The organism is Bisbaumannia salifodinae, assembly GCF_055388505.1.
Window position 1 is genome coordinate 3,774,436 of the sequence record NZ_AP043781.1, and the last position, 20,416, is coordinate 3,794,851.

The window sequence follows — 20,416 nt, forward strand, 5'->3', positions numbered from 1 at the left end:
TCCTCCTAAGGCGTATTGTCGTGGTCTAAACCGATCAACCGGGTGTCAATTACGGCCTCCGGCATCAGATGGTGCAGTCCTTGAACGAGACGCTCACCGGCCTCGTGGAGCGCATCCAGCAGCATAGCGGGCAGGCTTTCCAGGATGAACCACATGCGGGGTGCATCAGAACTCAGACGGGTTCTTATGCCTTGTCGCCAATTCCAGCGTCGACAAGTCACGCCAATGTCATCCCGCCACACGACCTCTCCCCTATTGGGAGACTCATGGGCCACCATGCCGTCCTTCATAGTGTCGAAAGATTCCGTTCCCTCGGCGATCACTAGCCTGGGCTCTCCGACATAAGCCGCCACATTCTCACCACCGACCGGCACGGCATACTCGATGCTGATGGCGTTGTACAGGTCAACGACGGGATCGATGCTTGGCAGGCCGCCGTCACGCCATACCCGTTTGCGCAGAGCGTCAGAGGAGCAGGGGGTGCGCTGCGGTTTAGCGCCGAAGGCACGGAACACTTCGGCCCAAGCCGACGAGTGGGCCTCGGCCCAGGCAACATCCCTGTCGGCTAGCGACCGGCAGGCGCGTGAAAGGGCCTCGGATGCGATACCCGTATCGACGATCTTCGCTGCCTCCACACTGATACTGAGCGCGCGGAACCCCGGAGCGATGCGACTGACCCCTGAATCGATTGACGGCACAACAACATGCATTGGAAAATACCATACTGACCATTTCAGACCAAAATACTGACCAATGACCAATAAAGTCAATATATCGACCGAACAGGGCACCGACGCGCCGTCGATCAGCCGGGCCGTCGCTACCAAGATCAAGGCGTATAGAAAGGATCAGAAGTTTTCCCTCGATGAGCTATCCCGACGCGCGGGCATCAGCAAGGGAATGCTGGTCGAGTTGGAAAAGGGGCTAGCCAATCCCAGCATCGCCACCCTATGCAAGATCGCGGCAGCACTCAGCGTATCGGTCGCGGATCTCGTGAATGTCGCCAGCCCTCCAGTGGTACACCTGATCAAGGACAGAGACATTCCTGTGCTGTGGACAGGCCCCAAGGGCGGCACTGCCCGTCTGCTCGCGGGGACAAGCGGCCCCAACATGATCGAGATGTGGCGTTGGGAGGTGCAGTCAGGGGAGGTATTTAAGGCCCTCAGCCACCCGACTGGAACACATGAGCTGTTTCACGTCGAGCAAGGAGAGTTGAGACTGTCAGTCGGCGAAAAGGAGCTGATCGTTCCTGAGGGCTCTTCAGCCGTCGCCAGGACAGACGTTCCTCATCAATATGCCAATCATGGCGAATCCACACTCGTATTCACCATGACCGTTGTCGAGCCCCACCCATAGTCGACGACAATGCCCGAACCACAGTCATTCCCAAACTTTCCGGGCAATCCATCCCGGGCTCAGCCCTATGCCATAACACAAACGGGCCGGCGCGAGGCCGGCCCGTCGAGGGGAGTGGAAGCGCGCCTTGCCTCAGGCGGTGCGCGGCTTGCGGCGGTTCTTCATCCACAGGGTGGCGGAGGCGAAGTAGAGCGCCGTGGGCACCACGATCAGCCATTGGAAGCTGTCCAGGTGAGCCACCGCATCGGCGCCATTGAACCAGGCCCAGCCGGCCGCCCCCAGAATCACCAATAGGCAGGCCACGGCGGTGAAGTACCAGGGGTCGAGCAGGCGTACCGGATGGTGCGCCTCGGCCTCACCGCCGGGCACCTCGGGGGGATGCACGGGGCCGTAGGCCTCGGTATAGACGTCGCCGCTCGCGTCGCGCTCGACGCCCAGGGCCCGGCACAGCAGCGGATAGGCCACTAGGCTGACCAGCCACACCGGGATAAAGAGGGTGAAGAGGTGCAGGGAGCCCTCCATCAGCAGCAGGACACCGGCCAGGATCCCGACGCCCCAGGCCAGGAAGGCGGGACGGTTGTCGGCGAGGCCCCGGTGCTCGCGCCACAGGGGACGCATGCCCAGGCGCGGCAGCAGGAAGTGCTCGGCGGCGATGATGGCCCCCACCGGGGCGATCAGCATGATGAAGTAGGAGAGCACATTGAGCCACTGGGTGAAGACGAAGGGGAAGCAGGCGATCAGGGTGGTCACCAGCCCGGTAACCGCCGTCACCCGGACCCGGGAATATTTCGGGAAGACCGACTGGAAGGCCAGGCCGGCGCGATAGAGGCTGGGAATGGAGGTGGTCCAGCCGGCGATCACCACGGCGATCAGCCCCATGGCGCCGAGGATCCGGAAGGCCACGCCGCCCGGGTCCATCTCGGTGAGCTGGGAGCCGGCCAGCAGCGCCGCGGTGGCCCCCATCATGCCGGCGCAGACCCAGGCCATGTAGTGGCCGATATACATGCCGGCGGCGGAGAAGTAGCCGTAGGAGGACTTGCGGGCGAAGCGCAGGATCGACATGTCGCTCATGCCCAGGTGCATGGGCAGGTTGGCGCCCCAGGCCCAGGCGGCGATCACCCACACCGAGATACCCGGCGCGCCGTCCGGGGTGGCGCCGGTCCAGACGAAGGTGTCGACCACCCCGGCGAGGCTGGTGATGCCGTCCAGTTGCCCCATATGCAGCAGCACCGGGATGGTGACCACGCCGCTGGCCAGGAACATGGTGGCCATCCAGGGCGAGCAGACGGTGGAGAAGTTGGCGATCAGCTTGAAGCCCTTGAGGGTCATCCATACGGTGATGGCACCGACGAAGAGCACCAGGGCCACGAAGCTGAGGCTCTGGGGATACCAGGCGGTCTGCGGCGGGATGCTGGTCACCACCCGGAAGGCCGAGGCGGAGACGGTGATCATGGCCCCGGAGACCACGGCGAAGATCAGGCCGTTGAGCAGGTTGTAGACTAGTGAGAAGCGCTTGCCGGCCAGGCGCTCCAGGTACCAGTAGATGGTCATGCGCGAGCGGGTCGCCACCGGACTGCACACCCAGGCCCAGGAGAGCACGGCGAAGAGGTTGCCGATCAGCAGGCCCCACAGCAGGTCGCTGGTGCTGACGCCCAGTGCCACCAGGGAGGCGCCGATCACGAATTCGGTGCCGGCGACATGCTCGCCGGCATAGGAGCCGAGGAAGTACTTGCCGCTGAGTTGGCGGCTGGCGGGGATGCGTTGGTGTTCGAATTCCCCTCCCTGGCCGGAATCCGCGGTCGAGGCGCTGGCGCCCGGCGCGGCGAGTGTCGAGGTCTGGGTGCTCATAAGCGTCTCCGGTTATTGTCGATGCCCCTCTGGCCGACGCTGCCGAAGAGGCTGATGAAATACACGTTCTAGAATATAGATTCCACGAATGGATTATTCAAACCATTCTCTCCCCGACTTTAGTCGAGGCCAGTGCCCTCCGGGTACAGACGAAGTGGCCATCGGACGCTTCGGCGCCAACGGATTCGGGGGAGCGTGCCGGAACTCAGCTGGCCTGATGGGCCTGGAGAAACTGCGCCTCGCCATGACCGAAGCACCAGTCGGCGTCCCGGTTCTCGGTGATCACGATCATCACGTTGGCGGGGTCGATATCGGCCTGGCGGGCCAGGTCATCGGTGATGCGGCGGTAGAAGGCCTGCTTGGCGTGGGTCGGGCGACCGGCGCGCATAGTCAGTTGCAGGATAACGGCGTCGCGATGCCGGGCCTGCAACTCCATCTGCTCCACCGGCAGGGGCTGGATGATCTGGTAGCGATCATCCTCGGGGAAATCCAGGGTCTCGATTACCGCGGCGTTGACCAGGTCGGCGACCTTCTTGCGCCACAGCACCGGACGATGATCCGGCAGGGTAAGGGTCACGAGGGGCATGGCGTGCTCCCTGGCTGGGGCGCCGGAGCGGGCTCCGGCGCCGGGTTGGGGTCAGCCGGTCACAGGGTCGGCATGGTGAAGTGGTTGGTCTCCTCGCGGATGCCGCTGGGCCAGCGCTGGGTGATGGTCTTCATGCGGGTGTAGAAGCGCACGCCGTCGGGGCCGTGCATATGCAGCGGACCGAACAGCGAGCGCTTCCAGCCGCCGAAGCTGTGGAAGGCCATGGGCACCGGGATCGGCACGTTGACGCCGACCATGCCCACCTGGATCTGCTCGCAGAACTGGCGGGCGGCGTCGCCGTCGCGAGTGAAGATGGCGGTGCCGTTGCCGTACTCGTGGTCGTTGATCATCTTCACCGCCTCGTCGTAGCTGGCGGCACGGGCGATGGCCAGCACCGGGCCGAAGATCTCCTCGCGGTGGATGCGCATCCCCGGCTTGACGTGATCGAAGAGGCTGCCGCCCACGAAGTAGCCGTCGCCGGCCCCCTCGATGCGTGCCTGGCGGCCGTCCACCACCAACTCAGCGCCCTCGTCCACGCCGGCCTGGATATAGCCGCGGACCTTCTCCAGGTGCTCGCGGGTCACCAGCGGTCCCATGTCGTTATCGGGGCCATCCACCAGGCCCGGGCCGACGCGCAGCTTGTCGAGCTCGGCCACCAGCTTCTCGCGCAGCCGCTCGGCGGTCTCCTCGCCCACCGGCACGGCCACCGAGATGGCCATGCAGCGCTCGCCGGCGGAGCCGTAGGCCGCGCCCATCAGCGCGCCGACGGCCTGGTCGAGGTCGGCGTCGGGCATGATCACCATATGGTTCTTGGCACCGCCCAGGGCCTGGACCCGCTTGCCGTGCGCCGAGGCGGTAGCGTAGATGTACTCGGCGATGGGGGTGGAGCCGACGAAACTCACCGCCTGGACCCGCTCGTCGGTGAGCAGCACGTCCACGCTCTCCTTGTCGCCGTTGACCACGTTGAAGACGCCGTCCGGCAGGCCCGCCTCGCTGAGCAGCTCGGCCAGGCGCATCGGCGTGGAGGGGTCCTTCTCGGAGGGCTTCATCACGAAGGTGTTGCCGCAGGCCAGGGCCACGGGGAACATCCACATCGGCACCATGGCCGGGAAGTTGAACGGCGAGATGCCGGCGCAGACCCCCAGGGGCTGCATCATCGAGTAGCTGTCCACCCCGGTGCCCACGTTCAGGGAGTGCTCGCCCTTCTGCAGGTGGGGGATGCCGCAGGCGAACTCGACGACTTCCAGGCCACGGGTCAGCTCGCCCTTGGCGTCGGAGAACACCTTGCCGTGCTCGCGGGAGATCAGCCGCGCCAGCTCGTCGGCGTGCTCCTCGACCAGGGCCTTGAACTTGAACAGGATTCGCGCGCGCTTGAGCGGCGAGACCCTGGACCAGGTAGCGAAGGCCTCGGAGGCCGAACTCACCGCCTCGCGGGTCTCGTCGGCACTGGAGAGCGCCACTCGAAGGGACTCCTCGCCGGTGGCGGGGTCGTAGACGGGGGCGCTGCGCCCGCTGTGGCTGGCCTCGGCCCGGCCATGGATATAGTTGCCCAGCATGCTCATGGGGGAAACTCCTTTCGCTATTCGGTTATTGGGTGACCCGGAGGCCGGCCTCGTCGCAGAAGCGCTGCAGGTTGTCGTGGCCCAGGCGGGCATAGGTGAGCGGGTGGGCCACGGCGGGGTCCTGTTCGGCCTCCACCACCAGCCAGCCCTGGTAGTCGCTGTCGCGCAGCCCCTTGAAGAGGCTGACGTAGTCGATAAAGCCGTCCCCCGGCACGGTGAACATGCCGCCCAGCACACCTTCCAGGAAGCTGAGGTCGCGATTGCGCAGGTCCTCCAGCACCTCCTTGCGGATGTCCTTGCAATGCACATGTTTGATGCGCTCGGCGTACTGTTTCTGGGCGGCCACCGGGTCGCCGCCGGCGCCCACCAGGTGACCGGAGTCGAGCAGCAGGCCAACGGACGGGGTGGTCTCCGCCATCAGCCGATCGATCTCCTCGGGGGTCTCGATCAGGGTGCCCAGGTGGTGGTGATAGGCGATCGTCACGCCCTGGGCCTGGCAGTAGTCCGCCACCCGGTTGAGGCGCGGGATAAAGGTCTGCCACTCTTCTTCGCTCAGGGTCGGGCTATGGGAGAGGGGCACGTCGCGGCGGCCGTGGACGCAGCGGCTCACCTCGCAGAACACCATGGCGGTGGCGCCCAGCGACTTGAGCAGGTGCAGGTGGGGCTTGATCGCCTCGATCTCCTCCTCGGCGGTGCGGGTCAGCAGCTCGCTGCTGTACCAGCCGGAGACCAGCGACAGGCCGTGGTTATCGAGGATGGGGCCCAGCACCTCGGGGTCGCGGGGAAACTTGTGGCCCAGCTCGAAGCCGGAGAAGCCGGCCTGCTTGCCCTCGGAGAGACAGGTCTCCAGGGGGGTATCGCCGCCCAGCGACGGCATATCGTCGTTGGTCCAGGTCAGGGGGTTGATGCCCAGTCTTACGCTCATATTGGACTCCTGAATTCGCTCGTGATGGGGTCGAGAGTTAGAGATTTTTAAATTGACGGGCCTTATAGGCCTCGTAGCGCTTGCGGGCCTCATTGACCTCGGGACGCTCCGAGACCTCGGGCACCGCCACGTCCCACCAGGCGCCGCCGTCCTGGGTATCGGCCAGGGCATCGGTGTCGATGGCGATCACGTAGCTCACCTCGGAGGCCTTGGCACGCTCCAGGGCCGCCTCCAGCTCCTGGATATTGCCGACCCGTTCGGCCTTCGCGCCGAGCGCTGCGGCATGGGCGGCGAAGTCGGTCTTGGGCGCGCCGCCCTCCACGGTGAGGCAGTCGTCGAGCAGGTTGTTGAAGCCGGGGCCGCCGCAGAACTGCTGCAGGCGGTGGATACAGCCGTAGCCGCGATTGTCGAGCACCACGGCGATGATCTTGTGGCCCAGCATCACCGAGGTGGCGATCTCGGAGTTGAGCATCAGGTAGGAGCCGTCGCCGACCATCACGAAGACCTCGGAGTCGGGCATCGCCATCTTGGCGCCCAGGCCGCCGGCCAGCTCGTAGCCCATGCAGGAGTAGCCGTACTCCAGGTGGTAGCCGCGGTGGAAGCGGGTGCGCCACAGCTTCTGCAGCTCCCCGGGCAGGCCGCCGGCGGCGCACACCACGATGTCGCGCTCGCCGGCGGCGCGGTTGACCGCCCCCACCACCTCGGCGTCGCAGGGCAAGGCGCTGCCGCGGTCGGCGGTGACCCGCTCCACGGTCTGGTTCCAGTCGGCGCGCAGCGCGGCGGCCTGCTCGATCCAGGCGCCCTCGGGGCACCAGCCGTCGAGGCCGGCGCTGAGCTCCGGCAGGCTGAGCTTGGCATCGCCCACCAGGGCCTGGCCCTTGTGCTTGACCGCATCGAAGGAGGCGACGTTGACGGAGAGCAGCTTCGCCTCGGGATTGATCAGGGCCCGGGAACCGGAGGCGAAGTCGCCCAGGCGGGTGCCCACGGCGATGATCAGGTCGGCCTCGGCGGCCAGCGCATTGGCCGCCGCCCCACCGGTGACGCCGATGGTGCCCAGGTTCTGCTGATGGTCCCAGGGCAGGGCCCCCTTGCCGGCCTGGGTCTCGCCCACCGGCAGCCGGCAGGCGGAGACGAAGGCCTCGAACTCGGCCAGGGCGTCGGCGTAGTGGGCGCCGCCCCCGGCGATCACCAGCGGCTTCTTCGCCTGGCGGATCAGGGCGATGGCCTCCTCGAGTTCGCGACGGTCGGCGGCCTGACGCCGCGGCCGATGCACCCGCTCGGCGAAGAAGTGCGCCGGATAGTCGTAGGCGAAGGTCTGGATGTCCTGGGGCAGCGCCAGGGTGACCGGGCCACACTCCACCGGGTCGGTGAGCACCCGCACCGCCTGGGGCAGCGAGGTGAGCAGCTGCTCGGGGCGGGTGATGCGATCGAAGAAGCGGCTCACCGGCTTGAAGCAGTCGTTGGAGGTCAGGGTGTGGTCATGGAAATTCTCCACCTGCTGCAGCACCGGGTCGGGCAGGCGGGTGGCGAAGGTGTCCCCCGGCAGGAAGAGCACCGGCAGACGGTTGACGTGGGCCACGGCGGCGGCGGTGACCATATTGGTGGAGCCCGGCCCCGCCGAGGCGGTACAGGCCATCACCTGGCGGCGATTGAGCGTCTTGGCGTAGGCGATGGCGGCGTGGGCCATGCCCTGCTCGTTATGGGCCCGGTAGGTGGGCAGGGTCTCGCGGGCCTGGTAGAGGGCCTCGCCCAGGCCGGCCACGTTGCCGTGGCCGAAGATCGCCCAGACCCCGGGGAAGAGCGGCTGGATCTCGCCGTCGAGTTCAACCTTCTGGGCCATCATGTAGCGGACGACGGCCTGGGCCATGGTGAGTCGAATGGTGCTCATAGTCTTACCCTTCAAAGGCGCGTTACGGGATCAGGCGCGCTGGCGCGCCTGCCAGGTTTCCACCAGTTCCAGATAGTTGGCCAGCACGGCCTGGATCAGTTGCTCGTCGTCGTAATCGCCGCGCAACCACTTGCGGCTCGGCTCGCCGAAGATGGTGCGCCCCACCGCGAAGCCCTTGCAGACCTCGACGCCGGCGCTGTCCATAAAGCCCTGCTTGAGCTCCTCGGCCGGCGCGTCCAGGCCCAGCATCACCACGCCGCGGCAGTGGGGCGCGCGCTCGGCGAGCAGCTCGGTGATGCGTCGCCAGGCGGCCGGGGTCTGGGGCGGCAGCTTCCACCAGTCGGGCTGCACCCCCAGGTTGTAGATGCGCTGCATGGTGTGGAGGTAGGTGTCGTCGTCGCTGGCCATGTCGCGGGGCGGGATGATCTCCAGCAGCAGCTCGTGCCCGGAGGCGCAGCAGGCCCGGTAGAGCTCCAGCACCTGGCGCTCCTGGGCGCGACGCAGCTCGACGCCATCCTGGGGATGGAAGAACACCAGGCACTTGACGATATGCTCCCGGGGCCAACTCTTCAGGCGGCTGCCGATATCGCGACCGCCCTCCAGCTCGATGGGCCGGGAGCTGGGCAGCTCCACCGGGCGGCCGATCCACCAGCCGCGGCCGGTGACGTCGTTGAGGGCGTCCTGGCCATAGGTGTCGTCGATCAGCACCCCCACCTGGCTCGCCCCCAGGCGCTCGGCGCCGCGCTCGGTGGCCTGCACCAGCAGGCGCTTCAGGGTCTTGATGCGCTGGGGGGCGGCGCCCGCCTCCCGAGCCATGTCGAACAGCTGCTTGCGGTGGTCGAAGGCCAGGATGCACAGGTCCTGCCACTCGGTGGCGCTGCGCTGGGTGGTGACCCGATGCAGGTGGTTGAGTCGCGCGTCCAGGTCCGGACGCGGGATCGACGCGGCCCGGGCCAGGTAGTCGTCGAGCTCCTCGGCACTGGGGATGGCCGGGGCGCAGCCGTGGCGGGAGACCACCAGGGCGCCGCAGGCGTTGGCATAGGCGCAGCTGCGTTCGTGGGACTCGCCGTTCAGCCAGCCGCGCAGGAAGCCGCTCATAAAGGCGTCGCCGGCCCCCAGCACATTGAGCACCTCGACCTTGACGCCGGTATGCACCTCGAAGTCGGCCTCGCTGTCGGGGATGGCGCCGTCCAGCACGGTGCAGCCCTGGGCGCCCAGCTTGAGCACGATGGTGGCGTCGGTGAGCTCGCGGATCGTCTTCAGGGCGGCGATGGTGTCGGTGCTGCCGCCGGCGATATGCACCTCCTCCTCGGTGCCCACCACCAGGTCCAGGTCGGGCAGGATGGTCTGCAGGTGGCGGCTGACGCCTTCATCGGAGATAAAGCGGGTCTCGCCGTCGCCCAGGCCGGTCAGGCCCCAGAGCACCGGGCGGTAGTCGATATCCAGGATCACCTGGGTGCCGGCGGCCTTGGCGTACTCGATGGCGGTCTTGCTGGCCTGGTGGGTCCGCTCGGTGGAGAAGTGGGTGCCGGTGATCAGCAGCGCCCGGCTGGAGGCGATAAAGGCCGGGTCGACGTCATCGGCCTCGAGGGCCATGTCGGCGCAGTCGTGGCGGTAGAAGATCAGCGGGAAGGTGTCGCGATCCTTGATACCCAGCAGCACCAGGCCGGTGAGGCGCTCGGGGTCGGTGATCACATGGCCGGTGTCGACGCCGGCCCGGGCCAGCTCCTCGCGCACGAAGCGCCCCATATGCTCGTCGCCCACCCGGGTCAGCATGGCGCTCTTGAGCCCCATGCGGGCGGTGCCATAGGCGATATTGCCGGAGGAACCGCCGAGGTACTTGGCGAAGCCGCTCATGTCCTCCAGGCGGCTACCGATCTGCTCGCCGTAGAGGTCGACGGCGGCGCGTCCCAGGCAGATCAGGTCGAGGGTCTTGGTGTCAGTCATGGGCTCGCATCCTAGGCTTGGCCAGTCCCGAGCCCCGCTCGCGCGGCTCGGCCGGTCGGTGATGGGTGAAGATGCCGGTCTATGTGTTCCACTTGGAATTTACTTTAGAACGAAGATTCCATCCATTCAATAAATGGAAAGGATGATTCGCTCTTCTTTAGTCGCATGCCGGCCCCCCCCTATCCCGAAACAGGACAGCCCCGGTCCCTACCGGGTCCGGGGCTGTCCACACACCCATGTCGCTGCCGCTCAGCCGTAGAAGGCGGGACGCTCGGGCATCTCGATGGCCTCGATGGCGCCGCTCTCCTGGGCCTTGACGCAGACGTCCCCGGCGATGGCCGCGGCATAGCCGTCCCAGGAGGAGGGCCCCTCGATGCGCCCGGCGGCCACGCCGTCGATAAAGGCCTGGAGCTCCACGTCGAAGGCCTCGCTGAAACGCTGCTTCCAGTCCTGGAGGATCTCGTTGGAGAGCCGCCCGGCCTGGCGGAACTGCAGGCTCTGGGGCTCGGGCAACCGGGCGATGCCCTCCTCGCCCACCACGTCGCACTGGATGTCGTAGCCATAGCGGCAGTTGACGAACACCTCCACGTCGATGCGCACGCCCTTCACCGTCTCCAGCATGACGATCTGCGGGTCGGCGACCTGGTCATGGGCATGGCGGGTCTTGCGCGGGAAGACCACCTGGGCACTCTGGTAGTCGTCGTCGAGCAGCCAGCGGAAGGTGTCCAGCTCGTGGATCAGGGTGTCGTGGATCGCCATGGGGGTGACATAGCGCTCCGGCACCTCGGGGTTGCGGTGGGCGGCGTGCACCATCAGCGCCTCACCCAGCTGACCGCCGTCGATGGCGTCCTTCATCATCCGGTAGCCGCTGTCGTAGCGGCGCATAAAGCCCACCTGCACCAGGCGGCGGCCGGCCTCGATCTCGGCGTCGATGATATGCCGGCAACCCTCGGCGGTAGTGGCCAGCGGCTTCTCGCAGAACACCGCCTTGCCGGCGGCGATGGCGCCCAGCACGTACTCCTCGTGGGTCGGCCCCCAGGAGGTGACCAGCACCGCATCCACGTCGGCGGCCTGGATCAGCGCCTGGCCGTCCTCGTAGACCTTAGCCTCGAGGCCCAGGCGATCGACCACGGCCCGGGCCTGCTCCTGGTTGACGTCGGTGACGGCGACGATCTCGCCGCCGGTGAGCTGCTGGGTGATACGGCGGGCGTGCTCCTCGCCGATCATGCCGGTGCCGATGACTCCGATTCTGACTGTCATGGTGTTGTCCTTTTACTGGTTCCAGTACTTGTCGACGTAACGCTGAATCTCCTGGCGCATGAAGCGGGACGACTCCACGGCCCGCTCCTCCCAGCCGAAGACGCAGCTGGAGAGCACCCCATCGAAGCCCACCTCGTGCAGGGTCTTGAAGAAGACGTCCCAGTCGATCTCGCCCTCGCCGATGTCCAGGTGCTGGTGCACCCGGGCCTCGGAGCCCGGCGGGTTGACGATATAGCGCAGCTGGGAGGAGGCCTTGTGGTTGAAGGTGTCGGCGACCCGGGCATGCACCAGCTCGCCCTGGGTGGCGCGAATGGTCTCGGCCATGTCATCGCCGTAGTAGAAGCAGTGCGGCGCGATATAGGAGCACTTCACCGACGGGGAATCGATGGTCTTGATGATCTCCACCGCCGGTTCCATGGTCTCGATCCAGTCCTCCGGGTGAGGCTCGACGCTCAGGGTCAGGCCCTCGCGCTCGAGGATCGGCACCAGCACGTCCATGGAGCGCCAGAAGGCGTTCTCGCAGGCCTCGGGGGTGTGGATGCCCTGGCGGTCGGCCTGGGAGCGCTCCACGGAACCGCCGCGACCGAACTCGGAGATCAGGGTGTCGCACTCCAGCTCCACCGCCACCTCGATGATGCGCTTCCAGTTGTCCATGGCCATTTCCCACTCGTCCCGGTAGGGGCTGGACCAGCGGTACATGGGCTGCATGGTGGCCAGGCCGACGTCGTGCTCGCGCATGGCCTTCTTGAAGGCCTGGACGGCGGCGGGATAGGTGCGCGGCCGGGTCCACCAGACCATGAAGTCGGGGCGCGGCGAGAGCTCGACATAGTCGTAGCCGAGCTCCTTGGTGAGTCGACAGATCTCCGGCAGGGAGAGGTGGCGATGCATATGCGGATCGAGGGCGATCTTCATGGGGTCATCCTCCTGGGTTCTGGGGCGGCTCAGGCGAGGCCGGCGCGCACGAAATCCATGCTCCGGCGCAGCTCGGCCACCGGGTCCTCGGCGGCGTGCACCGAGTCGGCGAAGGGCTCGAAGGAGAGATAGCCCTGATAGCCCTCCTCCAGCAGCCGGCGGATCTGGCCGAGGTTGTCGAGGCGGTCGTCCTCGCCCACCAGCAGGCGGTGGGGATCGAGCATCGCCTCGAAGCCGACGGCCGGGTCCTCGACGCCGGAGATATGCACCAGCCCCGTGCGTTCGGCGAAGAACTCGCGCTCGCCGGCGCCCTGGTGGTGGAAGGTGTCGTGGACCAGGCCGAAGCGCGACGCCAGCCCCAGCTCGCGGATGGTCTGCACCGCCTCGGCCTTGGTGCGCAGGGTAGAGATCGGGAAGCCCAGCGGCTCGACGAAGCCCTTGAGGTCATGGCGCCCGAGGATGGCGTCCAGGGCGGTCAGCGCCTGCTCCAGCCGGGCGCGGCACTGTTCGGGAGAGGCGTCATCGTCGCCATCCACCAGCGGGCAGAGCACCAGGCCGTGACCGCCGGCGGCGGCGAGCAGTTCGGCCATGGCCTCGGCCTGGGCGGCGCGTTCCTCGTTCCAGATATTGAAAGGATAGAGGGCGTTGAGGCTGAGCACCTCGATGCCCAGCTCCCGGGCCCGGCGGCCGGCGGCCTGGGCCTGTTGCCGATCAGTCAGGCTGTTGTCGCCCACGTCGTTGCGCAGCTCCACCGCGCCCACCCCCATTTCGGCGGCGATCTCGATCAGTTGCAGTGGCGTCCAGCGCGGGCAGACCATATGGTTGAGGGCGAACTTCACGTTGGTTTGAGCCATGGCGGCCTCCGGGTTGAGGGCGTGATTGTCGTGGTTGTTGTGGTCTGCCCGAAGACTAGAACAATTATTCCACTTCATCAACAGACTGAATATTTCATTTTATCACCCGCCGGTCCGCCGGCATCCCAGGCGTGGCGCGGCTCTCCGCGATTCCACCCCGATCATCTACGACCAAAGACGAAGGCCACGGAGCGCCCGAGGCGCCCAGGGAGGCCATTGCCAGACCCGGCATTCTATACTAACGTTTCAATGGAATTTTTATTCCCAAGGTGCTAGGGTGTGAGCATACCGACACCCGGACGCTGACCAGTCATCGGCAAGGCGGACACCATGAATCAGACCCCACAGGACTTCACCACCCTGGAAGCGCGCATCACCGCGGACTACCCGGCGCTGAGCCGGCGCCTGCAGCAGACCGCCCGCTTCCTGCTCGACCACCCCCAGGAGGTGGCCTTCGCCACCGTGGCCAAGCTGGCCGACCAGGCCGGGGTCACCCCCTCGACCCTGATCCGCTTCGCCAACAGCTTCGGCTTCAAGGGCTTCTCGGAGATGCAGCAGCTGTTCCGCGCGCGCCTGGTGGACGAGCTGCCCAACTACACCGAGCGGATTCGCGCCGTGCGCACCGCCACCGGCGAGACGCCGGACAGCACCGAGCTGCTGTGGGAGTTCGCCGAGGCCAACCGGGAGGTGCTCGACCAGTTGCCGGGGCGCATCGACCCCCGCCACCTGGAGCAGGCCCTGGACATCTTCGAGAAGGCGGAGATCGTCCATGTGATGGGGGCCCGGCGCAGCTTCGTGGTAGCTAGCTATATGGCCTATGCGCTGCAACACGTGGACAAGCGCACCCAACTGGTCAGCGGCCTGGGGGGCATGCACCTGGAGCAGCTCAAGTCCATGGGCGACCGGGATGCGCTGATGGTGGTGAGCTTCTCGCCCTATGCCCAGGAGTCCCGGGAGGCGGCGGAGGAGGCCAAGGCGCGGGGCCTGCCGCTGGTGGTGATCACCGATTCCAGCTTGAGCCCCCTGGCCCGGCTGGCCGACGTCTCGCTGGTGGTGCACGAGGCCGAGGTCAAGAGCTTCCGCGGCCTGACCGCCTCGCTGTGCCTGACCCAGACCCTGGCCATCGCCCTGGGGGTGCGTCAGGACAAGGCACGAGATGGCATCGACGACGGCAACGACTCCCCCGCCGTCCGCTGACGCCGCCACGTCACCCATTTCGCAACCGTTTCAGGAGGGCATTCCATGACCTCACTCCTCGTTCGTCCCCAGCACCCCGACGCCCAGGGCAAGGTGCTGGAAGTCACCCCGCAATCCGCCGGCTGGGAGCACGTGGGCTTCCGCGTCCACCAACTGGCCAAGGGCCAGCGGCTGGAGGCCAATACCGAGGGCCGCGAGCACTGCCTGGTGCTGCTGAGCGGCCGCGCCACCGTGAGCTGCGGCGAGCAGCGCTGGGAGGACATCGGCCAGCGCATGGATATCTTCGAGAAGGTCCCGCCCTACGCCGTCTACCTCCCCGACGGCGTGAGCTATGGCGTCGAGGCCACCACCGACATGGAGCTGGCGGTGTGCAGCGCCCCCGGCCACGGCAATCACGCGCCGCGGCTGATCGCCCCGGATCAGATCAAGCGCAGCACCCGGGGCAGCGGCACCAACACCCGGCATATCCAGGACATCCTACCGGAGACCGAGCCGGCGGACGGCCTGCTGGTGGTGGAGGTCTATACCCCGGCGGGCAACTGGTCCAGCTATCCGCCCCACAAGCACGACGTGGACAACCTGCCCGAGGAGTCGATCCTCGAGGAGACCTACTACCACCGCCTCAACCCCGCCCAGGGCTTCGCCTTCCAGCGGGTCTACACCGATGATCGCAGCCTGGACGAGACCATGGCGGTGGAGAATGGCTGCTGCGTGATGGTGCCCCGAGGCTACCATCCGGTGGGCACCCCCCACGGCTACGAGCTCTACTACCTCAATGTGATGGCCGGCCCCAAGCGGAACTGGAAATTCCAGAACGACCCGGCTCACGAATGGATCGTCAAGCAGTGATCGTCCCCTGATCCAGGTCAGACGTCTCTTCGCCCCGCTCAATGCGGGGCTTTTTTATGCCCGAACGGGCGGTCGGCGCGGCGGCCAAAAACGGAACAATAATTCTATTTATACCAAAGTATAGAATAATATTTTTGCAAAATGCCCAAATGGAATCTAAATTCCATAACAGGGTTTCGATGGAAAACCTGCTCCTTTCACCAGCCCCGCTGGCAATAACCACAACGACACGCAATGGAGACTCACTATGAAACGCCTGCTACTCGGCGCCGCCCTTGCCACCCTCTGCTCCACCAGCGCCATGGCTCAGACCATCGGCGTCTCGGTGGCCTACTTCGACGACAACTTCCTGACCAGCATGCGCAATGCCATGCAGGCCGAGGCCGAGAGCCAGGGCTGGGACATCCAGTTCCTGGATGCCCAGGGGGATATCGGCCGCCAGCTCAGCCAGACCCAGAGCCTGGCCGCCCAGGGGGTCGACGCCATCATCATCAACCCGGTGGATACCGCCGCCACCAGCATGATGACCCAGGCCGCGGTGGAGAGCGGCATTCCCCTGGTCTATGTCAACCGCCAGCCCGAGGGCGACGACATGGATCACGAGGGTGTGGCCTTCGTCGGTTCCGAACAGCGGGTGGCCGGCGAGCTGCAGATGCAGGCCCTGGCCGAGAGGCTCGGCGGCGAGGGGCGCGTGGCGGTGATGCTCGGCGAGCTCTCCTCCAGCGCCACCCACGAGCGTACCGCCGGGGTCGAATCGGTCTTCGACGCCTACCCGGGCCTGGAGCTGGTCGACATGCAGACCGCCGACTACCAGCGCACCGAGGCCATCGACCTGATGAATAACTGGATCGTCGGTGGCGAGCGGATCGACGCCATCGCCGCCAATAACGACGAGATGGCCCTCGGTGCCCTGATCGCCATGAAGCAGTCCGGCATCTCCCCCGCTGACATCCTGGTGGGCGGTATCGATGCCACCCGCGATGCCCTGGACGCCATGCAGCGCGGCGAGCTGGCGGTCAGCGTCTTCCAGGATCCGGTCGGCCAGGGCGGCGGCGCCGTCGAGGTCGCCATCGACCTGGCCAATGGTGAGCCGGTGGAAAGCATCAATATGGTGCCCTTCCAGTTGGTGACCCCCGACAACCTCGACGACTTCCTCACCAATTGATGCTCGCGGGCCCGCCGGTTGGCGGGCCCTCATCGCCTCAGGAGTCTCCCCCATGGCTACGATGATTGCCGAAGCCCCGACCGTGGACGCCGCCGAGTATCTGCTCGAGGTGGTCGATGCCCGCAAGACCTTCCCCGGCGTGGTCGCCCTGGACAATGTCCGGCTCAAGATTCGCCCGGGCACCGTGCATGCCCTGATGGGCGAGAACGGTGCCGGCAAGTCGACCCTGATGAAGATCATCGCCGGGGTCTATATCCCCGACCAGGGCGAGGTGCGCCTGCATGGCCGACCGCTAGACCTCAAGGGCCCGCTGGATGCCCTGGAGGCAGGCATCGCCATGATCCATCAGGAACTCAACCTGATGCCCTTCATGACCATCGCCGAGAATATCTGGATTCGCCGCGAACCCCTCAATGCCTTCGGCCTGGTCGATCACCCGCGCATGCTGCGGATGACCGAGGCGCTCTTCGAACGCCTGGGCATCGACATGGACCCGGAGACCGAGGTGCGTCGCCTCAGCGTGGCGGAACGCCAGATGATCGAGATCGCCAAGGCGGTCTCCTATGAGTCCGACGTGCTGATCATGGACGAGCCCACCTCGGCGCTCACCGACCGCGAGGTGGAACACCTGTTCCGCATCATCAATGACCTGCGCGCCCAGGGTAAGGGAATCATCTATATCACCCACAAGATGGATGAGGTCTTCGAGATCGCCGACGACATCTCGGTGTTCCGCGATGGCCAATTTATCCACGCCGCCCCGGCCAGCGAACTCGACTCCGACAAGATCATCCAGTTGATGGTGGGCCGCGAGGTCACTCAGATGTTCCCCAAGCAGGAGGTACCCATCGGCGAGGTGGTGCTCTCGGTCAAGGACCTCAGCCTGGAGGGCGTCTTTGAGAACGTCAGCTTCGATCTGCGCGCCGGCGAGATCCTGGGCATCGCCGGCCTGGTGGGTTCCGGGCGCACCAATGTCGCCGAGACCCTGTTCGGCGTCACCCCGGCCAGCGGCGGCAGCATCGCCATCGACGGCGAGGAGACGGTGACCTCCTCGCCCCACCAGGCCATGCTGCGTGGCCTGGCGCTGCTCACCGAGGACCGCAAGGAGACCGGCCTGTTCCTCGGCCTGTCGGTGATCGAAAACATGGAGATGGCCGTGCTGCGCGACGGCTACACCCGGGGCCCCTTCGTCGAGCAGGGCCGCCTCGATCATGAGTGCGACACCATGAAGGCCCTGCTGCGGGTCAAGACGCCGAGCCTCGACGAGCGTATCGGCAACCTCTCCGGCGGCAATCAGCAGAAGGTGCTGATCGGCCGCTGGCTGATGACCCAGCCGCGGATCCTGATCCTCGACGAGCCGACCCGCGGTATCGACGTCGGCGCCAAGGCCGAGATCCACAAGCTGATCAGCAAGCTCGCCGGCCAGGGTGTGGCGGTGATCATGATCTCCTCGGAGCTGCCCGAGGTGCTGGGCATGAGCGACCGCATCCTGGTGATGCACGAGGGCAGGGTCACCGGCGTTCTCGACCGGGCCGAGGCCAACCAGGTGAACATCATGGAGCTGGCCTCCACCCCCCTGACACCGGCGGATGCCTGAGCCGACACACCAAGACAGCCAAGGGTAAAGACAATGACGACAACAACCGACACCAATACGCCACTCGAAGCGCCCAAGAAGCGTAAGCGCAAGATCCCTACCGAGGTCAGTATCTTCCTGGTGCTGATCGGCATCGCCGTGCTGTTCGAGGTCCTCGGCTGGGCGATCCGCGGCGACTCCTTCCTGATGAACCCGCGCCGCCTGCTGATCATGATCCTGCAGATGTCGATCATCGGCATCATCGCCATCGGCGTGACCCAGGTGATCATCACCGGAGGCATCGACCTCTCCTCGGGATCGGTACTGGCCCTGACCGCCATGGTGACCGCCAGCCTGGCCCAGCAGTCGGAGTACCTGCGCGCCGTCTACCCGGCGCTGACCGACCTGCCCTGGGTCTTCCCGCTACTCGCCGGCCTGCTGGTCGGGGCCCTGGCGGGGTTGGTCAACGGTGCCCTGATCGCCTTCGCGGTGATCCCGCCCTTTATCGCCACCCTGGGCATGATGGTCAGCGCCCGGGGCATGGCCCGCGCCTACACCGACGGCCAGCCGGTCAGCATGCTCACCGAGCAGTTCACCTGGATCGGCTCCGGCGCCAACCCGGTGATCATCTTCCTCGCCGTGGCGGTGTTCTTCCATATCGCCCTGAAGTACACCCGCTACGGCAAGTACACCTACGCCATCGGCGCCAACCCCCAGGCCGCCCGGGTCTCCGGCATCAATGTGCGCCGGCACCTGGTGCTGGTCTACACCATCGCCGGCCTGCTCGCCGGCCTGGCCGGGGTGGTAGCCTCGGCCCGGGCCGGTACCGGCCAGGCCGGCATGGGCCTGATGTATGAGCTCGATGCCATCGCCGCGGCGGTGATCGGCGGCACCAGCCTGGCCGGCGGCGTGGGCCGCATCGCCGGCACCGTGATCGGCGCCCTGATCCTCGGCGTGATGCTCTCGGGCTTCACCTTCCTGGGCGTCGATGCCTACTACCAGGACATCGTCAAGGGCGCCATCATCGTCGCCGCCGTGGTGATCGACCAATACCGCCAGCGCAAGCGCAACAAGACCGTCTAAGCCTGACACCGCCGCGCCGGAAGACTCCGGTGCGGCTCCCTTTCTCGCCAGTCAACGCCCGCCTGACCGAGGCCTTCGCCTCGGCCAAGGGCCACGCCTTGCCCATTAGCCACAGGGAGGTCACCGCCCCAGTCACGCAAGCCAGCAACACCCACGCTAACTCGCCAACACAACAACGATGACATGAGGAATGCAGTGAAGACTTCAATAACAACCTTGATGGGATCCTTCGCCCTCGCCGCCACCGCCCCGGCCTTCGCCGGCATCACCCTGGAAAACGAGCAGGGCCGACTTAGCTTCGGCGGCGATGTGGAACTCGATATCAATTCCTACAACACCCAGTCGGGCCCCATTTTCACCGACGACGAGATCGACACCAGCGACGAGTACAACCAGACCGGGCGCATCCTGCTCGACGTGAGCGGCGAGCGCACCAGCGCCACGGGAAATTACGCGCGCTTCAAGACGCAGCCGCTGATCCAGACCGACGGCGGCTTCGGCCTGGATGATGCCTGGCTGGCCCTGGGCAACCCCGGCGGCCTGGAGCTCAAGATCGGCCGCTTCGAGGCCTTCGACCTCTTCCCCCTGGGCCAGGACGTCTTCGTCGGCTACAGCGGCGACACCTCGGATGGCCTCTATGCCGATGGCCAGGGCTATGTCTATCAGGCCAAGGAGGGCCGCGGTCGCGCCGGGAACTCGGGCCAGGTGCTGCTCAGCCAGCGCAGCGGCGACCTCTATGCCGAGCTCGCCACCCTGTTCGGGGATCGCACCGACCTCTTCGAGAACGGCAACAACGGCGGCACCTACCATGGCTTCGCACTCGAGGAGAGCAAGAACTCCTTTATCGTGCGTCCGGTGCTGGCCTGGACCCCCGGCCCCTGGACGCTGGCCGTGGGGGCGGAAACCAACCTGGTCGACGATGCCCTGGTCGACGAACGCGGCGAGGATATCAGCGACCGCACCGGCTACGGCACGCGCCTCTCCTACGCCGCCGGCGACTGGTCGGTCAACGCCAACCTGGCTTACCTGGATGCCCATCAGGAGGACAACCTGACCCTGGGCCTCAACGCGCTCTGGGGCAACGCCGGCCTGGGCTATATCCATGCCCACAACGAGATTGACGAGGTCAAGCCCGGGGCCATGGGGACCCTGACCGAACCGGGCGAATACACGGTGGATACGCTCTATGCCTCCTACCGCTTTCCCGATGCGATTGGCATCGAGAATTTCGACCTCTACCTCGGCGCCTTCTATAGCCGGGTCGATCACGAGGAGATCGACGACCTGGACGACGCCGACCGCTACGGCGGCCGCCTGAGGTTCAAGTACCACTTCTGAACCCCGCCCCTCGCTCGTGTGTCCTCTTGCCCCGCCTCCGCGGGGCTTTTTGCACTCGGACCTATGGCGC

The 20,416-nt window shown here is 66.3% G+C and carries 17 protein-coding genes; 7 read left to right on the top strand and 10 right to left on the bottom strand.

The window, feature by feature from the left end; all coding sequences use genetic code 11:
* Positions 1-5 precede the first annotated feature (5 nt).
* Positions 6-710 carry a B3/B4 domain-containing protein gene (locus ACZ5EF_RS17605; RefSeq protein ID WP_464122488.1) on the bottom strand — a complete coding sequence of 235 codons (705 nt, stop codon included), beginning with the start codon at positions 708-710 and terminating at the stop codon, positions 6-8.
* 43 nt (positions 711-753) lie between these two features.
* Between ACZ5EF_RS17605 and ACZ5EF_RS17610 the strand changes: the two genes are divergently transcribed.
* Positions 754-1,356: an XRE family transcriptional regulator gene (locus tag ACZ5EF_RS17610; RefSeq protein ID WP_346061319.1), complete on the top strand. Its 603-nt coding sequence runs from the start codon at positions 754-756 to the stop codon at positions 1,354-1,356.
* A gap of 132 nt (positions 1,357-1,488) precedes the next feature.
* On the opposite strand, the gene ACZ5EF_RS17615 is transcribed toward ACZ5EF_RS17610, so the two are convergent.
* From ACZ5EF_RS17615 to ACZ5EF_RS17655, 9 genes are all read right to left on the bottom strand, one after another.
* Entirely contained in the window at positions 1,489-3,204 is a 1,716-nt protein-coding gene (locus ACZ5EF_RS17615) for a purine-cytosine permease family protein (RefSeq protein WP_346061318.1), read from the bottom strand.
* Positions 3,205-3,409: 205 nt separating this feature from the next.
* Positions 3,410-3,790: a tautomerase family protein gene (locus ACZ5EF_RS17620; RefSeq protein WP_251307929.1), complete on the bottom strand. Its 381-nt coding sequence runs from the start codon at positions 3,788-3,790 to the stop codon at positions 3,410-3,412.
* 59 nt (positions 3,791-3,849) lie between these two features.
* Complete coding sequence (locus tag ACZ5EF_RS17625; RefSeq protein ID WP_346061317.1) at positions 3,850-5,352, bottom strand: CoA-acylating methylmalonate-semialdehyde dehydrogenase; 1,503 nt, start codon at positions 5,350-5,352, stop codon at positions 3,850-3,852.
* 25 nt (positions 5,353-5,377) lie between these two features.
* A complete protein-coding gene (gene iolE / locus ACZ5EF_RS17630) occupies positions 5,378-6,277 on the bottom strand; it encodes a myo-inosose-2 dehydratase (RefSeq protein ID WP_346061316.1) in 900 nt (299 codons plus the stop codon).
* 37 nt (positions 6,278-6,314) lie between these two features.
* A complete protein-coding gene (gene iolD / locus ACZ5EF_RS17635) occupies positions 6,315-8,165 on the bottom strand; it encodes a 3D-(3,5/4)-trihydroxycyclohexane-1,2-dione acylhydrolase (decyclizing) (RefSeq protein WP_346061315.1) in 1,851 nt (616 codons plus the stop codon).
* A 30-nt stretch (positions 8,166-8,195) separates the two neighbouring features.
* Positions 8,196-10,112 (bottom strand): bifunctional 5-dehydro-2-deoxygluconokinase/5-dehydro-2-deoxyphosphogluconate aldolase, encoded by a 1,917-nt coding sequence (locus ACZ5EF_RS17640; protein ID WP_346061314.1) that lies wholly within the window; start codon positions 10,110-10,112, stop codon positions 8,196-8,198.
* Between the two features lie 249 nt (positions 10,113-10,361).
* The gene (iolG, locus tag ACZ5EF_RS17645) at positions 10,362-11,372 is read right to left on the bottom strand and encodes a bifunctional inositol 2-dehydrogenase/D-chiro-inositol 1-dehydrogenase (RefSeq protein ID WP_346061313.1); all 1,011 of its coding nucleotides are present in this window, start codon (positions 11,370-11,372) and stop codon (positions 10,362-10,364) included.
* Positions 11,373-11,384: 12 nt separating this feature from the next.
* Complete coding sequence (locus ACZ5EF_RS17650) at positions 11,385-12,284, bottom strand: sugar phosphate isomerase/epimerase family protein (protein ID WP_346061312.1); 900 nt, start codon at positions 12,282-12,284, stop codon at positions 11,385-11,387.
* A 29-nt stretch (positions 12,285-12,313) separates the two neighbouring features.
* The gene (locus tag ACZ5EF_RS17655) at positions 12,314-13,138 is read right to left on the bottom strand and encodes a TIM barrel protein (RefSeq protein ID WP_346061311.1); all 825 of its coding nucleotides are present in this window, start codon (positions 13,136-13,138) and stop codon (positions 12,314-12,316) included.
* Positions 13,139-13,468: 330 nt separating this feature from the next.
* On the opposite strand from ACZ5EF_RS17655, the gene ACZ5EF_RS17660 reads away from it, so the two are divergent.
* From ACZ5EF_RS17660 to ACZ5EF_RS17685, 6 genes are all read left to right on the top strand, one after another.
* Complete coding sequence (locus ACZ5EF_RS17660) at positions 13,469-14,335, top strand: MurR/RpiR family transcriptional regulator (protein ID WP_346061310.1); 867 nt, start codon at positions 13,469-13,471, stop codon at positions 14,333-14,335.
* Positions 14,336-14,380: 45 nt separating this feature from the next.
* Complete coding sequence (gene iolB, locus ACZ5EF_RS17665) at positions 14,381-15,184, top strand: 5-deoxy-glucuronate isomerase (protein WP_346061309.1); 804 nt, start codon at positions 14,381-14,383, stop codon at positions 15,182-15,184.
* A 247-nt stretch (positions 15,185-15,431) separates the two neighbouring features.
* Complete coding sequence (locus tag ACZ5EF_RS17670; RefSeq protein WP_346061308.1) at positions 15,432-16,349, top strand: sugar ABC transporter substrate-binding protein; 918 nt, start codon at positions 15,432-15,434, stop codon at positions 16,347-16,349.
* A gap of 52 nt (positions 16,350-16,401) precedes the next feature.
* Positions 16,402-17,946 (top strand): sugar ABC transporter ATP-binding protein, encoded by a 1,545-nt coding sequence (locus ACZ5EF_RS17675; protein WP_346061307.1) that lies wholly within the window; start codon positions 16,402-16,404, stop codon positions 17,944-17,946.
* Between the two features lie 33 nt (positions 17,947-17,979).
* Entirely contained in the window at positions 17,980-19,008 is a 1,029-nt protein-coding gene (locus ACZ5EF_RS17680; protein WP_251307941.1) for an ABC transporter permease, read from the top strand.
* Positions 19,009-19,227: 219 nt separating this feature from the next.
* Positions 19,228-20,346 (top strand): carbohydrate porin, encoded by a 1,119-nt coding sequence (locus ACZ5EF_RS17685; protein ID WP_346061306.1) that lies wholly within the window; start codon positions 19,228-19,230, stop codon positions 20,344-20,346.
* Positions 20,347-20,416: the final 70 nt, after the last annotated feature.